18 protein-coding genes are annotated in these 16,020 nt (G+C 70.9%); 7 read left to right on the top strand and 11 right to left on the bottom strand.

What is annotated here, in order from left to right:
• Positions 1-215: 215 nt before the first annotated feature.
• Entirely contained in the window at positions 216-338 is a 123-nt protein-coding gene (locus tag I6J71_RS49670) for a hypothetical protein (RefSeq protein WP_255570780.1), read from the bottom strand.
• Positions 339-433: 95 nt separating this feature from the next.
• Complete coding sequence (locus tag I6J71_RS06240) at positions 434-1,303, bottom strand: TetR/AcrR family transcriptional regulator (protein WP_204093845.1); 870 nt, start codon at positions 1,301-1,303, stop codon at positions 434-436.
• 130 nt (positions 1,304-1,433) lie between these two features.
• Here I6J71_RS06240 and I6J71_RS06235 point away from each other — a divergent pair, with 130 nt between their 5' ends.
• On the top strand, positions 1,434-1,841 hold the full coding sequence (locus tag I6J71_RS06235; RefSeq protein ID WP_204096903.1) for a DUF1992 domain-containing protein: 408 nt from the start codon (positions 1,434-1,436) through the stop codon (positions 1,839-1,841).
• A gap of 431 nt (positions 1,842-2,272) precedes the next feature.
• On the opposite strand, the gene I6J71_RS06230 is transcribed toward I6J71_RS06235, so the two are convergent.
• A complete protein-coding gene (locus I6J71_RS06230; protein WP_204093844.1) occupies positions 2,273-2,545 on the bottom strand; it encodes a hypothetical protein in 273 nt (90 codons plus the stop codon).
• A 132-nt stretch (positions 2,546-2,677) separates the two neighbouring features.
• On the opposite strand from I6J71_RS06230, the gene I6J71_RS06225 reads away from it, so the two are divergent.
• The 4 genes from I6J71_RS06225 (at position 2,678) to I6J71_RS06210 (ending at position 6,021) form a co-directional block, all read left to right on the top strand.
• Complete coding sequence (locus I6J71_RS06225) at positions 2,678-3,814, top strand: metallophosphoesterase (RefSeq protein ID WP_370542087.1); 1,137 nt, start codon at positions 2,678-2,680, stop codon at positions 3,812-3,814.
• Between the two features lie 111 nt (positions 3,815-3,925).
• Positions 3,926-4,510 carry a DUF998 domain-containing protein gene (locus I6J71_RS06220; RefSeq protein WP_204093843.1) on the top strand — a complete coding sequence of 195 codons (585 nt, stop codon included), beginning with the start codon at positions 3,926-3,928 and terminating at the stop codon, positions 4,508-4,510.
• Between the two features lie 23 nt (positions 4,511-4,533).
• Positions 4,534-5,334 carry an alpha/beta fold hydrolase gene (locus I6J71_RS06215; RefSeq protein ID WP_204093842.1) on the top strand — a complete coding sequence of 267 codons (801 nt, stop codon included), beginning with the start codon at positions 4,534-4,536 and terminating at the stop codon, positions 5,332-5,334.
• A gap of 33 nt (positions 5,335-5,367) precedes the next feature.
• Entirely contained in the window at positions 5,368-6,021 is a 654-nt protein-coding gene (locus I6J71_RS06210; protein WP_204093841.1) for an HAD family phosphatase, read from the top strand.
• On the opposite strand, the gene I6J71_RS06205 is transcribed toward I6J71_RS06210, so the two are convergent.
• Positions 6,018-6,473 (bottom strand): NUDIX domain-containing protein, encoded by a 456-nt coding sequence (locus tag I6J71_RS06205; protein WP_204093840.1) that lies wholly within the window; start codon positions 6,471-6,473, stop codon positions 6,018-6,020. The genes I6J71_RS06210 and I6J71_RS06205 overlap by 4 nt on opposite strands.
• Before the next feature lie 105 nt (positions 6,474-6,578).
• On the opposite strand from I6J71_RS06205, the gene I6J71_RS06200 reads away from it, so the two are divergent.
• On the top strand, positions 6,579-7,037 hold the full coding sequence (locus I6J71_RS06200; protein ID WP_204093839.1) for a DoxX family protein: 459 nt from the start codon (positions 6,579-6,581) through the stop codon (positions 7,035-7,037).
• On the opposite strand, the gene I6J71_RS06195 is transcribed toward I6J71_RS06200, so the two are convergent.
• The 7 genes from I6J71_RS06195 to I6J71_RS06165 all read right to left on the bottom strand — a co-directional run bounded on the left by I6J71_RS06195 (position 7,031) and on the right by I6J71_RS06165 (position 13,637).
• Positions 7,031-7,627 (bottom strand): ATP/GTP-binding protein, encoded by a 597-nt coding sequence (locus tag I6J71_RS06195; RefSeq protein WP_204093838.1) that lies wholly within the window; start codon positions 7,625-7,627, stop codon positions 7,031-7,033. The genes I6J71_RS06200 and I6J71_RS06195 overlap by 7 nt on opposite strands.
• Entirely contained in the window at positions 7,608-7,979 is a 372-nt protein-coding gene (locus tag I6J71_RS06190) for a DUF742 domain-containing protein (protein ID WP_204093837.1), read from the bottom strand. Before I6J71_RS06190 ends, I6J71_RS06195 begins: the two co-directional genes overlap by 20 nt.
• The gene (locus I6J71_RS06185) at positions 7,976-8,392 is read right to left on the bottom strand and encodes a roadblock/LC7 domain-containing protein (RefSeq protein ID WP_204093836.1); all 417 of its coding nucleotides are present in this window, start codon (positions 8,390-8,392) and stop codon (positions 7,976-7,978) included. Before I6J71_RS06185 ends, I6J71_RS06190 begins: the two co-directional genes overlap by 4 nt.
• A complete protein-coding gene (locus I6J71_RS06180) occupies positions 8,392-10,800 on the bottom strand; it encodes a nitrate- and nitrite sensing domain-containing protein (protein ID WP_239154468.1) in 2,409 nt (802 codons plus the stop codon). Before I6J71_RS06180 ends, I6J71_RS06185 begins: the two co-directional genes overlap by 1 nt.
• A 460-nt stretch (positions 10,801-11,260) precedes the next feature.
• The gene (locus I6J71_RS06175) at positions 11,261-11,581 is read right to left on the bottom strand and encodes a hypothetical protein (RefSeq protein WP_204093835.1); all 321 of its coding nucleotides are present in this window, start codon (positions 11,579-11,581) and stop codon (positions 11,261-11,263) included.
• A 242-nt stretch (positions 11,582-11,823) separates the two neighbouring features.
• Positions 11,824-12,990 (bottom strand): kynureninase, encoded by a 1,167-nt coding sequence (gene kynU, locus I6J71_RS06170; RefSeq protein ID WP_204093834.1) that lies wholly within the window; start codon positions 12,988-12,990, stop codon positions 11,824-11,826.
• Positions 12,987-13,637 (bottom strand): transcriptional regulator, encoded by a 651-nt coding sequence (locus I6J71_RS06165; protein WP_204093833.1) that lies wholly within the window; start codon positions 13,635-13,637, stop codon positions 12,987-12,989. Before I6J71_RS06165 ends, kynU begins: the two co-directional genes overlap by 4 nt.
• A gap of 189 nt (positions 13,638-13,826) precedes the next feature.
• On the opposite strand from I6J71_RS06165, the gene I6J71_RS06160 reads away from it, so the two are divergent.
• Positions 13,827-15,674 carry a long-chain fatty acid--CoA ligase gene (locus I6J71_RS06160; protein WP_204093832.1) on the top strand — a complete coding sequence of 616 codons (1,848 nt, stop codon included), beginning with the start codon at positions 13,827-13,829 and terminating at the stop codon, positions 15,672-15,674.
• Positions 15,675-16,020: the final 346 nt, after the last annotated feature.

Genomic DNA, 16,020 nt, shown 5'->3' with positions numbered 1-16,020 from the left:
ACCCGGCAGCGCGAGCCGCCTGCTGCGCGATGCCGTCGAGGACGCGGGCGAGGCAAATCGTAAGCGACCATCACTCGTTCGACGGCTCGGGGCAACGCCCGTCCACGCCTGGACGCACCGCACCGACCGCAGCACGCCGCCCCTGATCGCCGTCAGGTGCACGTTGACCACACGGCAGAACGTGCGGCGAGAGCCAAATTCGACCGCGGCGCGGTTCAGCCGGCGGCGCGAGCCACCTGCTGCGCGATGCCGTCTAGCAGGCGCGCAAGGCCGAACTCGTCGGCGGCCGCCACTCGTTCGACGGCATGGGGCGAACGCCGGTCCACGAATGGGAGCACCGCACCGACCGCAGCGCGTCCACCTCGTCGCCATCAGGGCGCGGTCACCACGCCGCAGAACGCGCGGTGAAGGCCAAGTGCGACCGCGGCGCCGTTCAGCCGGCGGCGCGAGCCACCTGCTGCGCGATGCCGTCTAGCAGGCGGGCGAGGCCGAACTCGTAGGCGGCAGCCGCTTGTTCGCCGGCGGTCGTGGCGAAGCCGCCGGCCAGCCAGGTGGCGTTCATGCCCGGGTGGGCGGTGATGTCGAAGTACTTGGTCCAGAAGGCCGAGCGCTGGTTCCACCACGCGTCGGTGGACTGGCCGGTGCTGCGTTCCAGGTGGATGCTCTCGGCTTCGAGCGTGGCGTTGGCGTCGACGTAGCTGGTGATGCTGTTGGCGGCGGCCACCGTCTCGCGCGGAGGCAGGCCGAGACCGTCCACGGTGGACAGCACGTACTCCTGGCCCGAAAGCTGTCCCGGCCCGAGCGCCGGGCGAACGCGCGACATCTCCCGCAGCCACGGGTGGCGGCGGTGCGCTTCCCGAGTGCGGTCGGAGTACAGCTCGACCTGCGCGCGCCAGTCGCCGGAGCGCGGCGCGCCCGGCCCGGGCAACCCGCGCTCGAAGAGGACGTCGTCGACCATGAGGTCCACGAGCTCGGTCTTGCCGGGCACGTAGGTGTACAGCGTCATCGTCCCGGCCCCGAGCTCCTTGGCGACGCGGTGCATCGACGTCGCCACGAGCCCGTCCGCGTCCGCGACCCCGATGGCCGCCCGGACGATCTGCCCGATGGTCAGCGTGGGTCGCCGGCCGCGAGTGGGTTCGGGCGGGGTGGTGTCGCGGTCCCGGTCTCGCCAGAGGAGCGCGAGCGTGCGATCGATGCGCTCCGCTTCGGTGCACACGCCCCGGCCCCCGGTCGCACCACCGGCCCGGGCCACCTCGGCTTCGGCGGGATCCGGACCAGCGCCGGTTTCGTCGTCAACGGCCATCGGTCGCAGCCACTCTCCCAGCTCCGGCGCTGATCGGTCGTCGGGGATGGTACCGGGTGGCTCGGGACCTTCGACCCGTCCGAGGACCCGGACGCGCGGCTAACCTGGGCAGGGATCGGGGGTGATCGAGGTGGCCGAGCGCAAGCCGCGCGGGATGTCGTTCGGGTCGTGGGTTGACCGGCAGATCACGGCCGCCCAGGAGCGCGGCGACTTCGACGACCTGCCTGGAGCCGGCAAACCCCTCCCGCCGCCGACCGGGCGCGACGCCGCGACCGACTGGGCCCTGCGCCGCGCCCGGGAGGGCGACGTGGACGTGAGCTCCTTCCTGCCCCCGTCGCTCGCGCTGCCCCGCGAGATCCAGGACCTGCCGAAGAAGCTCGCCACCGTGCGCGGTGAGAAGCGCGTGCGCGAGATCGTCGAGGACCTCAACGCCCGCATCCGCGAAGCCCACCGCCGCCCCCAACAAGGCCCGCCCCTGCGCGCCTGGCCCCTCGACGTCGACGAAACCGTCGAGCAGTGGCGCGCCACTCGCGGGTGATTTGTCCACAATAGAGCCCGCCGCTGAGCGCCCGCCGTACCGGCCGCGGACCGTGAGAGCCTCACTCACTCCCCGTGTCCGGCCGTGAGCAAGCACCGCCGACGCGGGCTGCCCTCGGGCTCGGCCGCATCGTCGACACCCACGCGGGTTCTCTCCCACGATGACGAACTCCCGCGCTTTCCTCTTGGCCGCTCCGGTTAGCCGAGCCCCCCGGAAGCTCCGCCTGCACCACCTTCAACCGGCCCAACCACCTACGGCACCACGCCTGCTACAGCCTCACCGCGAGCAGCCCCCTGAAGCCCACCAGCGTCGCCGGCGCCCGGACACCGTACGCTCCGCTCACCCGCCATCACCAGGCCCTTGCCCAACTCAGCCCATCCACCCGCCGACCACCCACCCTCCACAACGTACGTCCACAATGGATCACCCCCTCACGTCACCCAGCTCCACTCCTTCCGCCCCGGCGCCATCACCGACACCGCCAACCGGGCGTGTTCCACGGGCAGCTCGCCCGCCAGCACCGCCCGGTCCACCGCCGTCTCGAGGTCCACCTCGCCCCTGATCAACGCGTCCCATGCGCCCGACAACGCGTCTCCCACCGCGCGGAACGCCGCGATCTCCTCACCCGACAGCGCGACGCACCGTGACACCTCCCTCGTCACATCCAGGTTCCCGATGCTGCACACCCTGACCGATCGCCTCATGTCGGCAACCGTATCGAACAACTGATCGATTGCGCAGTCGCTGGACCAGGTGAACCACTCCTAACAGCCCATCGGGCCGTTAACCCCGGAATCCGGCTACTCTGGGTAGACCAGATTGAAGGGACGGCAACCGTGGTGCGTCGGATTCGTCGGGCTGCCGCGCTGTTCGCGGCCCTGCTCCTGCTGTTCGGGGAGCCGTGGTCGGTGTTCGTGCTGCTGCCGGACTGGCCCGCGGCGGCCACGATCACCGGCACCGTCCTGTTCGCGGCCGCGATGCTCGCTTTCCCCTTCCTGATGTTCCACGGCCACGGACCGAAGCAGAACGACGCGGCCGCCAGGACCGGTGACGTGCTACTCGGCACCGCCTGGGTCCTGTTCACCTGGAGCGTGCTGGGCCACGTCCTGCGGCTGACCCTCCTCCTCGCCGGCGTCGACGACCCCACCCGCCCGCGCATCGTGGCCGCCGTGACGCTCGTCGTAGCCGTGGCGCTGCTCGTCACCGGCCACCGCGTCGCCATGCGCGTCCCGCCGGTCAAGGAGGTCGACGTCGTCATCCCCAAACTGGGCCAGGGCGCCGACGGCCTCCGAATCGCCGTCATCACCGACACGCACTACGGCCCGCTCGACCGCACCAAGTGGTCCGAGAAGCTGGTCAGCGAGCTCAACCGGCTCCAGGCCGACGTCGCCTGCCACGCCGGCGACCTCGCCGACGGGTCCGTCGCCAAGCGCCGCAAGCAGGTCGATCCGCTCGGTGGTGTCCAGGCCGCGCTCGGCCGCTTCTACATCACCGGCAACCACGAGTACTTCGGCGAAGCCCAGGCCTGGCTCGACCACATGGCGAGCCTCGGCTGGGACACGCTCCACAACCGCAGCACCCTCGTCGAACGCGGCGGCGACCGCGTGCTCTTCGCCGGCATCGACGACCCCACCGGCGCCGCGTCCGGCCTGCCCGGCCACGGCCCCGACCTGCCCGCCGCCCTCGCCGGCAGAGATCCCGGCGTGCCCGTCGTGCTGCTCGCCCACCAGCCCAAGCAGATCACCCAGGCCCGCGAAGCCGACGTCGACCTGCAGATCTCCGGGCACACGCACGGCGGCCAGATCTGGCCCTTCCACCTGCTCGTGCGCCTCGACCAGCCCACCCTCTCCGGCTTGACCACCCACGGCTCGACCCAGCTCTACAACAGCCGCGGCTCCGGCTTCTGGGGCCCGCCGTTCCGCGTCTTCGCGCCCAACGAGATCACCCTCATCACCCTCCGCCGCCCCGCCTGACCGGCGCCGAACCACCCCAAGCCACCCTCATACGCCACCGAAGACTTTTTTTGTCTTGACAACCGTAGAGTTCGGTGCGACCGTTCTCCCTGACCGACGAGGGGGACCACGATGACCACGACCGCACCGGCCACCACGGCCGTCCCGACCCGCACCCTCCGGGCCTGCGGCCTCGCCGCCGGCCCGGTCTACGTCGCCACGGCCCTGGCCCAGGCACTCACCCGAGAAGGCTTCGACCCGCTCCACGACGACGTGAGCTACCTGGCCCTCGGCCCGCTCGGCTGGATCCAGATCACCAACTTCGTGGTCACCGGCCTGCTCACCATCGCCGCCGCGGCCGGCCTCCGAAGAACGCAAGGCCGCAGACCAGCCATCCTCATCACCGCGTTCGGCGCCGGTCTCATCGCCGCCGGGATCTTCGCCGCCGACCCGGTCGGCGTCTCCTGGCACGGAGTGCTGCACCTCGTCACCGCCGGAATCGGCTTCCTGGCCTTCACGGGCGCCTGCTTCGCCGTCCAGGGCAGCAAGCGCTTCCGCCGGTACTCCCGCGCCACCGGAGTCGTTTTCCTCACCGGTTTTCTCGGCGTCGCCTCCGGTTCCACCAGCCCCGCGGTCGTGCTCGGCTTCTGGGCCGCCGTCGTGCTGGCCTTCACCTGGCTCGCCGTCACCAGTAACACCGGCACCGCCACCCACTGACTTCACCACTGAGGAGGAACTCCATGCCCACCACCGTTTCCGCCGACGGCACGGTCCTCGGCTACACCCGCGCCGGCTCCGGCCCCGCGCTCGTCCTAGTCGACGGCGCCATGTGCTACCGCGGCTCGACCCCCAACGACGCGATCGCGAACGAACTCGCGGACCGCTTCACCGTCTACACCTACGACCGGCGTGGCCGCGGCGAAAGCGGTGACACCCAGCCCTACGACGTCGAGCGCGAAGTGGAGGACGTCGCCGCCATCGTGAAGGAAGCCGGTGGCGAAGCGGGGCTCTTCGGCATCTCGTCGGGCGCCGCGCTCGCGCTGGAAGCCGCCCACCGCGGCATCCCGGTGAACCGCGTCGCCGTCTACGAGCCGCCGTTCGTCGTCGACGGTTCGCGCAAACCGCTCGGTCCCGAGTACGCCGCGACCCTCGACAACGCCCTGAAGAACGGCAAGCCCGGCGAAGCCGTCCGGCTCTTCATGCGGGTCGGCGTCGGCCTTCCCGCGCCGATGGTCGCGATGATGGGCCTCATGCCCGCGTGGCCGAAGCTCAAGCGCGTCGCCCACACGCTCCCGTACGACACCGCAATCATGGACGGCCACCAGGCCGGCCGCCCGCTGCCCGAAGGCCGCTGGTCCGGCCTCACCGCCCCGTCGCTCGTCGTCGACGGCGGCAAGAGCCCGAAGTGGATGCGCGCGGGCTGCGAAGCGCTGGCGAAGAATCTGCCCGGCGCCACCTACCGCACCTTGCCCGGCCAGACGCACCTCGTGAAGGCCGGGGTTCTCGCCCCGGTGCTTGCGGAGTTCTTCACACCGCGCTGACACCGGCCCACTCTCTCCGGCAAGCTGGCACCCGTGGCCACGCGAGCGCTGATCTTCGACTTCGACGGAACGCTGGCCGACACCGAAGCCGCCGTGCTGCAGTCGTGGCGGGAGATGTTCCGCGACCACGGCGTGGAGCTCCCGATCGACGTGTGGCATACCGTGATCGGCACGCAGAACACCGCCGCGACGATGTTCAAGCTGCTGGCCGAGCACGTCGCGGGCATCGACCCGGAACGGCTGCGGCCGGGCATGCGCGCCCGCGTCCGTGAACTGCTCGAAGCCGAGGGGCCCCGCGAAGGCGTCCTCGGCTACCTCGACGAAGCCGCCGCACGAGGGCTCACGCTCGGCGTGGCGTCCAGCTCCAGCGGTGGGTGGGTCCACGGCCAGCTCGACCGCCTCGGCCTCGCCACCCGCTTCACCTCCGTCGAGACCGGCGACGTCCACGCCGCCAAACCGTGCCCCGACACCTACCTCGCCGCGCTGGCCACCCTCGGCGTCACGGCGGCCGAGGCCATCGCGTTCGAAGACTCACCCCATGGCGTCCGCGCGGCGAAAGCGGCGAACATCCCGACCGTCGCCGTGCCGAACCCGATCACGGCGAGCCTCGACTTCGGCCACGCCGACCTGGTGCTCCCGTCGTTCACGGCCAAGCCGCTTGCCGAGGTCCTGGAGCTGTTGGCCTAGACCACGCCAGCGAGCCGCGCCAGGAATGCCCGTTGGCCCTTCACCAGCTTTTCGGCGGCGGCGGCCGGCCCGAACCACCCGACGCGGTCCACCTCCGGGAACTCCTGCTTCTTCCCGGACCGCGGCGGCCACTCCAGCTCGAAGGTCCCCGGCACGATCGTGGCCGGGTCGAGGTCCGCCTCCACCGCCCACGCCGTCACGACTTTCCCGGACTGGCGGACGTCGCCCAACGCGTGCCACTCGCCCTCGGGAGCGGGCAGGCCGAGCTCCTCGGCGAACTCCCGCCGAGCCGCCGCGGCGGGGTCCTCACCGTCCTCCACCTCACCCTTCGGCAACGACCAGGCGGCCTCGTCCTTCTTCGCCCAGAACGGCCCGCCCATGTGCGCGAGCAGCACCTCGACCTCGGCGCGCCGGCGAAAGAGCAGCAGGCCGGCGCTGTGTTTGGCAGCCATCGGGACAGTCTCCCAAAAGCCTTCGGAAAAAGTTCCGCGGCGGTGTCGATCCGCGTCGAGCCCGATCGACGCGTTGGTGAAAGCACCCGAGAGAGGAACTTCGAGATGACCACCATCACGCGCACCCAGACCACCGCCACCACCAGCACCAGCAAGCTCACCGACCGCGTCGGCCCCATCGTGCTGGCCCTGTTCCGGGTCGTCACGTCGGTCCTGTTCCTGTGCCACGGCCTGGCCGGCTTCGGCTTCTTCGGCGGCATCGACGGCCACGGAGGAGCCGTGCCGTTCGGCAGTTTCCCCGGCTTCTGGGCCAGCGCGATCGAAGTCGTCGGTGCCGTGCTGATCCTGCTGGGCGTGGCGACGCGACCGGCCGCGATCGTGCTGTCGGGCGTGATGGCCTACGCCTACTTCACCGTCCACGCGCCGATGGGCCTGCTGCCGATGCAGAACATGGGCGAACCGGCCGCGCTGTACTCGTGGATCTTCCTGGCGATCGCCGTCACCGGGCCGGGCGCGTTCGCGCTGGGCCGCAGCAAGCGCTCTTCGGTCAAGGCGGGTCAGTAGCCCGCGGCCGCCAGGTCGTTGTGCTTCATCACGTGCTCCATGAGGATCGTCAGCACCTGCTTGGTCGACTCCCGCTCGCGGGCGTCACACAGCAACAGGGGAACGTCCGGGTCGAGATCCAAAGCGGCCCGGACCTCTTCCGTGCCGTAGCGGTACGCGCCGTCGAAGCAGTTCACCCCGACGATGAACGGCAGGCCGCGCCGCTCGAAGAAGTCCACCGCGGCGAAGCAGGATTCGAGCCGCCGCGTGTCGGCCAGCACCACGGCGCCCAGCGCGCCCTCCGCCAGCTCGTCCCACATGAACCAGAACCGGTCCTGCCCGGGCGTGCCGAACAGGTACAGGATCAGCTCGGGGTTGATCGTGATGCGGCCGAAGTCCAGCGCCACGGTCGTGGTGGTCTTCTGCTCCACGCCCGCGAGGTCGTCGATCCCCTCCGACGCGGTCGTGATCACTTCTTCGGTGCGCAGCGGCGGGACCTCGCTGACCGAGCCGACCATTGTGGTCTTGCCGACCCCGAACCCGCCGGCGATCAGCACCTTGACCGCGGTCGCGGTCAGTGAGCGCCGGGGGTCAGAGCTTCCGGATGCCATCGAGAACCGCCTGGAGTACGTGTTTGTTGGGAGCTTCGGTCGGAGGCGCCGCCGTGCGGAACAGCACGAGGTTGTGCTCGATCAGATCACTCAGCAGCACCTTCACCACGGGCAGGGGCAGGTCCACGCGCGCGGCCACCTCGGCGACCGACGTCGGCTTCTGGCACAGACTCAGGATCTGCGCGTATTCGGGCTCGAGCGAGGCCACCTCGCGCGCCGTGCGCATCGCGACCACGAGCGTGATCAGGTCCAGCCCGAGCGTGTCGGACCGCGTGCGCCCGCCCGTGACCGCGTACGACCGGACCAGGGGGCCGGCCTCGTCGTCGAACCAGGACTCGTGCCGCCCGCTCATGGCGAAGTCCGCTGGACCACTCCGGCCCGCGGCGCCGCGGTGAGGACCGCGCCGACCCGCTTGACCATCAGATTCATCTCGTAGGCCACGAGCCCCATGTCCGAGTCGGCGCTCGCCAGCAGTGCGAGGCACGCACCGCGGCCGGCAGCCGTCACGAAGAGGAACGCGTGGTCCATCTCCACCATTGTCTGCCGCACGTTGCCGCCGCCGAAGTGGCGTCCCGTGCCCCGCGCGAGGCTCTGGAACGCCGAGGCGACCGCCGACAGGTGCTCACCGTCCTCTTCGGACAGATTGCTCGTCCGGCCGATGAGCAGCCCGTCCGACGAGAGCACCACTGCCCGCTCGGCACCGGCGACCCGCTTCACGAGGTCGTCGAGCAACCAGTCGAGCTCGTTGACGCCGTTGTTGGCCATCAGTCGTGATCTCCGTACCTGTTGTCGTAGTCGGCGTCCGTCTCCCGGGCGCGCCGGGTGCCCTGCTGAAACGCGGTGAGGCGATTGCGGGCGAGCTCGGGCGAGTCGTCCCGCACGTCTTCCTGCTCCCGCGCCGGGCGGTCCTCGCGCAGCTGCGGCACGAGGTTCTGCTGGCGGCGCCGCTGCGGGAGCGGCGGCCGTCCCGGCGCTTCGGGCCGGTAGGGCTGCTGCGGCCGGCCGTTCTCCGGCGCGGGCCGTGGCTCATGCGCGGGCCACGCCGGCTGCTGCTGCCGCGGCGCGCGCGCGGCTCGCGGCGGTGCGGGCGGCGGCTCGGGCGGGGCGGCCGCGACGGGTGCGGCAGCCGGGACCGGCGCCGGTTCGGGCCGCAGGCGCGCTGCCCGCCGGCCCACCCGGCTCAGGCGCACCGGGTCTGCGGTGGCCTGCGCGGGCACGGGCGTAGCCGCCACGTCGTCGGTGCTCTCCGGCGCGACTTCGCTGACCGGCGCGAGCAAGTCCTTGCGCACCAGCACGATCGCTCGCGTCCCGCCGTAGGCCGATTCGCGCAAGTGCACTGAGATGCCGTGGCGCGACGCGAGCCGCGCGACCACGAACAGGCCCAGGCGCGGCTCGTCGGACAGCGCCATGATGCCGAAGTCGGGCGGGTCGGCGAGCATCGCGTTGAACTCGTCGGCCTGCTCCTTCTCGAGCCCGAGGCCCTGGTCCTCGACCTCGATCACCACGCCCTTGCCCACGACGTTGCCGCGCAGCTCCACGCGCGACTCCGGCGGCGAGAACGACGTCGCGTTGTCGATCAGCTCCGCGAGCAGGTGCACGAGGTCGCCGACCACCGGGCCGCGCACGGCGACCGACGGCAGAGTCGCCGTCTTCACCCGTGCGAAGTCCTCCGTCTCGGCCGCCGCGCCGCGCACCAGCTCGGTGAGAGCCACGGGGTTGCGCCACTGCCGGCCGGGCTGGCCGCCGCCGAGGATGATCAGGTTCTCGGCGTTGCGGCGAGCGCGCGTGGAGAGATGGTCGAGCTGGAACAGCGTGTCCAGCTGGTCCGGGTCCTCCTGCTTGCGCTCGGCCGCGTCGAGCACCTTGAGCTGGCGGTGCACGATGACCTGGCTGCGGTGGGCGATGTTGAGGAACACCGTTTTGGTGCCCTCCCTGGTCTTCGCCTCTTCGACGGCCGCGGCGAGGGCCGCCTGCTGGGCCTTGTTGAACGCCTCCGCGACCTCACCGATCTCGTCGGTACCGTGGTCGAGGAGGTGCCCGCCCTCCTCGAGGTCGACGGGTTCGCCCGCCCGCACGCGCTCCACGAGCTCGGGCAGCCGGACTTCCGCCGCGTCCAGCGTGTCCTCGCGCAGCCGCGCGAGCCGCGCGATGAACCGGCGCGAAAGCCGCAGTGCGATGAACACGACGATGATCGCGAGGAGCACGGCCGCGGCACCGGCGATGATCGAGTCCCGCAGCGTGTTGTCCGCGTCGGAGATGGCCGCGTTGGTGGCGTTCGCGCTCTGCGTCACGAACATCGTCATCAGGGTCGTGGCGACCTGGTGCGCGGAGTCGCGCCACTGCTGCTGCGGCACGGGCAGCTGCTTGTCACCCGCGAGGAACGCGTTCTCGACCTGCGTGACGGTGCGCCAGTCCGGACCCGCCACGAGCTTGTCGTAGGCCGCGCGGACCTGCGGGAGCATCTGCGGCACGGACTGTTCGAGCTGCGCGTGGTACGCACCGATCTGCCCGCGGTACGCGCGCTGTTCGTCGCCGGCGAGGCCGCCGGACGCGAGCCCGGCCGAGGCGAGGGCGTCGCTGCGCTGCATCTCCTCGGCGGCGTTGAAGATCGGGATCGCCGACAGCCGGGCGAACGCGTTTTCGGCGCCGCGCGCGGCCTGCGCGAGCCCGGCCACGCCCTGGGTGAACTGGTCGATGATCTGGTTGTAGAAGGTGAATGTCTGCAGCAGCGGCAGCTGCCCGGCGTCCACCTGCTGGCGCATCTGCGGCATCTTCGCGTACAGCCCGGCGAACGTCGCGATGTTCTGCTTCACACTCGCGGGCACGGTGTCGTCGTCGGCGAAGGTGCCTTGCAGCACCGCGCTGATCTGCGCGGCGGCCGCATCGGTCTTCGGTCGGGCGGCCTGCAGCGCCTGACGCGCTTCGCCCTGTCCGGCGAGCACGCTCATCGACAGCTGCCGCTCCTGCTCCGCGGCGACGATGAACGGGATGCCCGGACCTTCCGCACTGCGGATCTTCCGCGCGTAGTCGCGCGCCTTGACCGCGTCGGTGATCAGGTAGCCGGCCAGTGCGACCCCGACGAGCAGGAGAGCGAGACTCGGAATCAACGCGATCGCGAGCACGCGGGACCGGATCGACGACCCGCGGTTGCGTCGAACAGAATTCTGCTTCACCGTGGTCCGTTTTCCTTCCGGCAGTACCAAGTATTCGGGTCGCCGGGGTTTTCTCACCCGGTTCCGACCAGCCGGATCAACTCACCGTGGTCCATCGCCCGCGACGACGGTATGCAGGCCGGATCGGCACGTCAAGTCCGGATGTGAATCGGCATCGCGTTCCGGTGAGCGTCTCACAACTTCAAGCTAGGCTTTGGAAAATCCGCCACGACCAGGGTGAGCTTGGTCGCACGAGGAATCGGCCGGACGGCGGTGCCGCCGCGACCTGCTCCGCGCTACCAGCGGCGTGAACAGCGCGTGAGGAACACCGAAACTGTTCGGTGAGGTCCATCACGGACGCGCCGGACGTTCCGTGCCGATGACCCTACGCGGCGCCGCGAACGGTCGCGAAGACGAAATGGCGTGAATTGGACTACACAAGTCGCGGAATCACTGCCCGAGCGCGTTCGATTACCACTTTTCAGCGCCGAACGCCGTTCGGTCGCGGGTCGCTCGTGCGGTGCAGCACGAGACGCGGCGGCTCGGCCCAGTCGAGGTTCGCTTCGGTGCGGCCGCGCGAGCGCCCGCCGCGCCGTCCCCGGCGGACGAGGTCGCCCAGCATCTCGCGGCACGCCCAGCCGAGCACCACCACCGAGCACACGAGCACGGCCACGAGCGCCGACTCGACCGGGAACCGCACGAACACGTCACCGAATTTCGCGAGGACAATTCCGATGACCACGCCGATCAGCAACGTGCCGAGGTGCGAAAGCGAGATCCCGCGAACCCGTGCGCCGGTCATCCCGTTCCCCTTCACCCCTCGACCGCGCGCGGTTTCCGTGTGCTCGCAAGCACTGCCGGACAAGCGCAGTGCGAGTACGGATCGCCGGGCAGCGGTGCGCCCACCAGCGGAAATACAGGCACCGATCATAACCGGGAACCGTGGGGAACTGTCCCGCTCGCTCACCCGAAGGGGCGATGCCGGGCGTGATCCGAGGTGAAAACCGCGATTTCCGCGTAATCCGTTCGTCCCTCGATTCCCCGTCAGGTCAGCGCGGCGAGCGTGGTGGCGGCGCGCAGCACTTCGGCGTACGACGTGTACAGCGGGGCGAGCCCGAACCGCAGCACGTCCGGCGGCCGGAAGTCGCCCAGCACGCCGCGGTCGTGCAGCGCCGCCATGATCCGCCGCGCGTCGGGTACGCGCACCGAAATCTGGTGGCTCCGTGCGTGGTCGCGCGGTGTCGGGACGTCGGCGCCCGGCAGCAGCTCGTCGAGGCAGCGCAGGAAGAAATCGCCCAGTGCCAGGCCTTTCGTGCGCAGCAAGGCGAGGTCCACGTCGGCCCACACGTCCAGCGCGGCGTCGAGCGCGAGCAGCGACAGCACGTCCGGTGTCCCGGCGCGCGCCCGCGAAATCCCCGCGCCGGCGCGGTAGCCGGCCTCCATCGCGAACGGGTCGGCGTGCCCGGCCCACCCGGCGAGCGGTTGGTCGAACCACTCCTGGTGCCGCCGCGCGACGTAGACGAACGCGGGCGAGCCGGGCCCGCCGTTCAGGAACTTGTACGTGCACCCCACGGCGTAGTCGACGTCGTGCTCGTCGAGCCGCACCTCGATCGCGCCGACGCTGTGGCACAGGTCCCAGACCACCGCCGCGCCGGCCGAGTGCGCGGCCCGGGTGACCGCGCTCATGTCGTGGAGCCGGCCCGTCACGTAGTCGACGTGGTTCGCGAGCACCACGGCGGTCTGCTCACCGCACGCGGCGGGCAGCTCTGCGACCGGCACGCGTCGGACGGCGTGCCCGGTCAACCGCGCGACCTGGTCGGTCAGGTACCCGTCGGTGGGGAACGTCGCCGCGTCCAGCAGGATCTCGCTCCGTGCCGCGTTGGCGCGTACCGCGGCGACCAGCACCTTGAACAGGTCGACGCTCGTCGAGTCGGCGACCACGACCTGTCCGGGCGCGGCGCCGACGAGCGGCGCGATGCGTTCGCCGACGCGTTCCGGCGCATCCCACCAGGCGTCGGTCCAGGACCGGATCAGCCGCCCGCCCCACTGCTCGCGCACGACGGTCGCGACCCGGCCGGCCACGTGCCGCGGCGGCGCGCCGAGCGAATTGCCGTCGAAGTACGCGACGGCCGGATCGAGGTCGAACTCCGCGCGCTTGGCAGCCAACGGGTCGGCCGCGTCGAGGGCGGCGGCTTCGGCGAAGAGCGTCATGCGGAGAACTCGTCGGCCAGGGTGTTCCAGAACAACAGCTCGTAGCTCTGGAACAGGCGAGCGTACGTCCGAGCGCGGTCCGCGTCGAACCGGCCGGCGTCGAGGCCGGCCTGGATCGTGGCGAGCGCTCGTTCCTCGATCTCCGGGACGTCGGCGGCGAAGAAGTCGAAGAACGCGCACGCGTCTCCGGCGAAGCCGTAGTGCTCGCGCATCGCGGCGGCGACCGCGGCGCAGTAACGGCCCCACGCGGCGAAGTTCGCGAAGATCGCGACGGCGACTTCGGCCGCTTCGCCGTTGAGCGCGAGCCACGCGAAGTACGCCGGGTACGCCTGGCAACCGGCGCGCGGCAGTTCGGTGCCCGGGTCTTCGCCCGCCGCGGCGGCCAAGGCGTCGAGTTTGTCCAGCGCGAGCAGTTCGCCCGGGGCGAGACCGCCGAAGAACTCGCGCGCACCCGGCTCGTCGGCGCGGGCGGCGAGCGCGTGGAAACTGCGCCAGTCACTGCGCACGATCCACCGCTCCTCGGCCGCGATCGCGGCGAACACGGCCCGCGGCGCGCGGCCGGCGGCGATGAGCGGCACGAGCCGGTTGTCGTCGTCGCGCGGCGCGAGCTCGCCCTGGATCGCGTCGAGCAGGTCTCGAGCGGTCATCGGCTCTCCTTCGTGCGGGAGCTTCCATTCAAGCAGGATCAATCTTCGCCCGGCCGGTGAGGAAGTGACCGTTTTGCCCGGGTCGCGGCCCGGTACCCACAGGCAACGGGTCTGGCCGCGATTCTCTATCCACGCCGGCCGGGAGCCTCTACAGTGGTCGGTCATCCGCAACCGGAGGAGGGTCCACCGTTGACCACGCCGCAGTCCGTCGCCGCACAAGCCGAGGGTCTGACGATCCCCCGCTTGCTGCACCGGAACGCCACCGAGTACGGCGAGCACCCGGCCGTCACGTCGCTCGACCTCGAGGGTCACCCGACGCTGAGCTGGAGCGAGTTCCGCACCGCGATCGCCGAGTTCTCCCGTGGCCTGGCGGGTCTCGGCCTCGGCAAGCGGGACCGCATGCTGATCATGGCGGCCAGTAGTCCAGACCACCTGATCGCCGACCTCGCCGCCGTGCACGTGGCCGCGATCCCGTGCACCGCCTACGCGACGCTGAGCCCCGAGCAGATCCGCTACGTCGCGCGGCACAGCGCCGCGCCCGTCGTCGTGCTCGGCGGCGCGGGCGAACTCGAGCGCTGGCTCCCGGTGCTCGACGACCTCCCGGCGCTGCGCAACGTCATCGTGATGGACGCCGACGCGATCCCGGCCGGTGACGAGCGGTTCGTGTCGTTCGCCGACGTGCGCGAAGCCGGCCGCGCGGCACTGGCCGAGGACCCGGCGGCGTTCGAGGAGGCGTGGCAGGCGATCGGGCCCGACGACCCGCTCTCGATGATCTACACGTCCGGCACCACCGGCGACCCCAAGGGTGTTGTGCTGTCGCACCGCAACGCCGTCCACGAAGGACTCGCGGTGCAGCAGCTGCACGACGCACCCATGCACGCCAAGAACATCGCCTACCTGCCGCTCGCGCACATCGCCGAGCGCGAGCTGTCGATCTACCTGCCGCTGCTGTGGGCGGGCCACGTGCACACGGTCGCCGACGCGTCCGGCGTCGTCGCCGCGCTCGGGCAGGTGCACCCGGAGAGCTTCTTCGGCGTGCCCCGCGTGTGGGAGAAGATGGTGGCCGGCATGAAGAACATGCTCGGCGGCGTGCCCGAGGAGCGGCGCGAGGCGCTGCTGCAGGCCAACGCCCTGCTGCAGGAGGGTTACAAGCTGCGCTCCGACGGCAAGGAGGTGCCGGCGGAGCTGGCCGAGCGGATCGCGAAGACCGACGAGACCGTGCTCGCGCCGGTGCGCGCGCTGCTGGGTCTGGACCAGGTGCTCGTCGCCTCCAGCGGCGCGGCGGCGCTGCCGGTCGAGGTCCTGTACTTCATCGCCGGGCTGGGCGTGGAGATCCAGGAGGTCTGGGGTCTGTCGGAGACCACGGGGGCAGCGACGTCGAACAGCGCCGGTGCGTTCCGCGCGGGCACCGTGGGCAAACCACTGGACGGTGTCGAGGTCAAGCTCGCCGACGACGGCGAGCTGCTGGTCCGCGGCCCCATCGTCTTCCTCGGCTACCTGCAGGAAGACGGCTCCATCGCCGACGCCACGGACGCCGACGGCTGGTACGCCACCGGCGACATCGGCACCATCGACGAAGACGGCTTCGTGCGGATCACCGACCGCAAGAAGGAACTCATCATCACCTCCAGCGGCAAGAACATCGCCCCCACGGGCATCGAGGGCCTGCTCAAGGAACACCCCCTCATCGGCCAAGCCGTCGCCATCGGCGACGACCGCCCCTACGTCACCGCCCTGATCGTCCTCGACGACGAAATCGCGCCCGGCTGGGCCGCGGCCAACGGCATCGAAGCACCGGACCTCGACGCCTTGGCCGCCCACGACCAGGTCCGCGCCGAGATCGAACGGGCCGTGGAATCGGCGAACAGCCGCCTGGCCAGGATCGAACAGGTCAAGCGCTACCACCTGATCACCCAGGCGTGGACCCCGGAAACCGGCGAACTGACCCCCACCCTGAAACTCAAGCGGCGAGTCATCAACGAGCGGTACGGGGACCTGATCACGGAGCTCTACGCCGCCACGAGCCCGGCCTCCTGAGCCACACCGACGGTGATGGTGCGCACCGGCGCGCACCATCACCGGTGCGGTGGCACACCGCCCTGATCAGCCGGCGGCCCTCGCAACCTACTCCTCCAGCGGCTCCGCCGAATCAGCCCGCAGGCCCGCAACCCGACGCACAGCGCGCCAAGCCGGAGTCACACCGCGGCAGCACACGCCCGCGAGAAGCAGGCGACTCGCCCCTCCCAGACCGCACCGGTCAAGCTCGACGCACGAGCGCACTACGCCGGCACGCCGCCTTGATCGACCAGTTCGCCCGACCCGCGCACACCGCAACGATCGCAGCGTTCGCCCATCACGGCACCTAACCCCACCGAAACTCAGC

The organism is Amycolatopsis sp. FDAARGOS 1241, assembly GCF_016889705.1.
Classification (GTDB): Bacteria; Actinomycetota; Actinomycetes; order Mycobacteriales; family Pseudonocardiaceae; genus Amycolatopsis.
The sequence above is the reverse complement of the archived record's forward strand: the minus strand, read 5'-3'. Positions and strand labels throughout refer to the sequence as shown.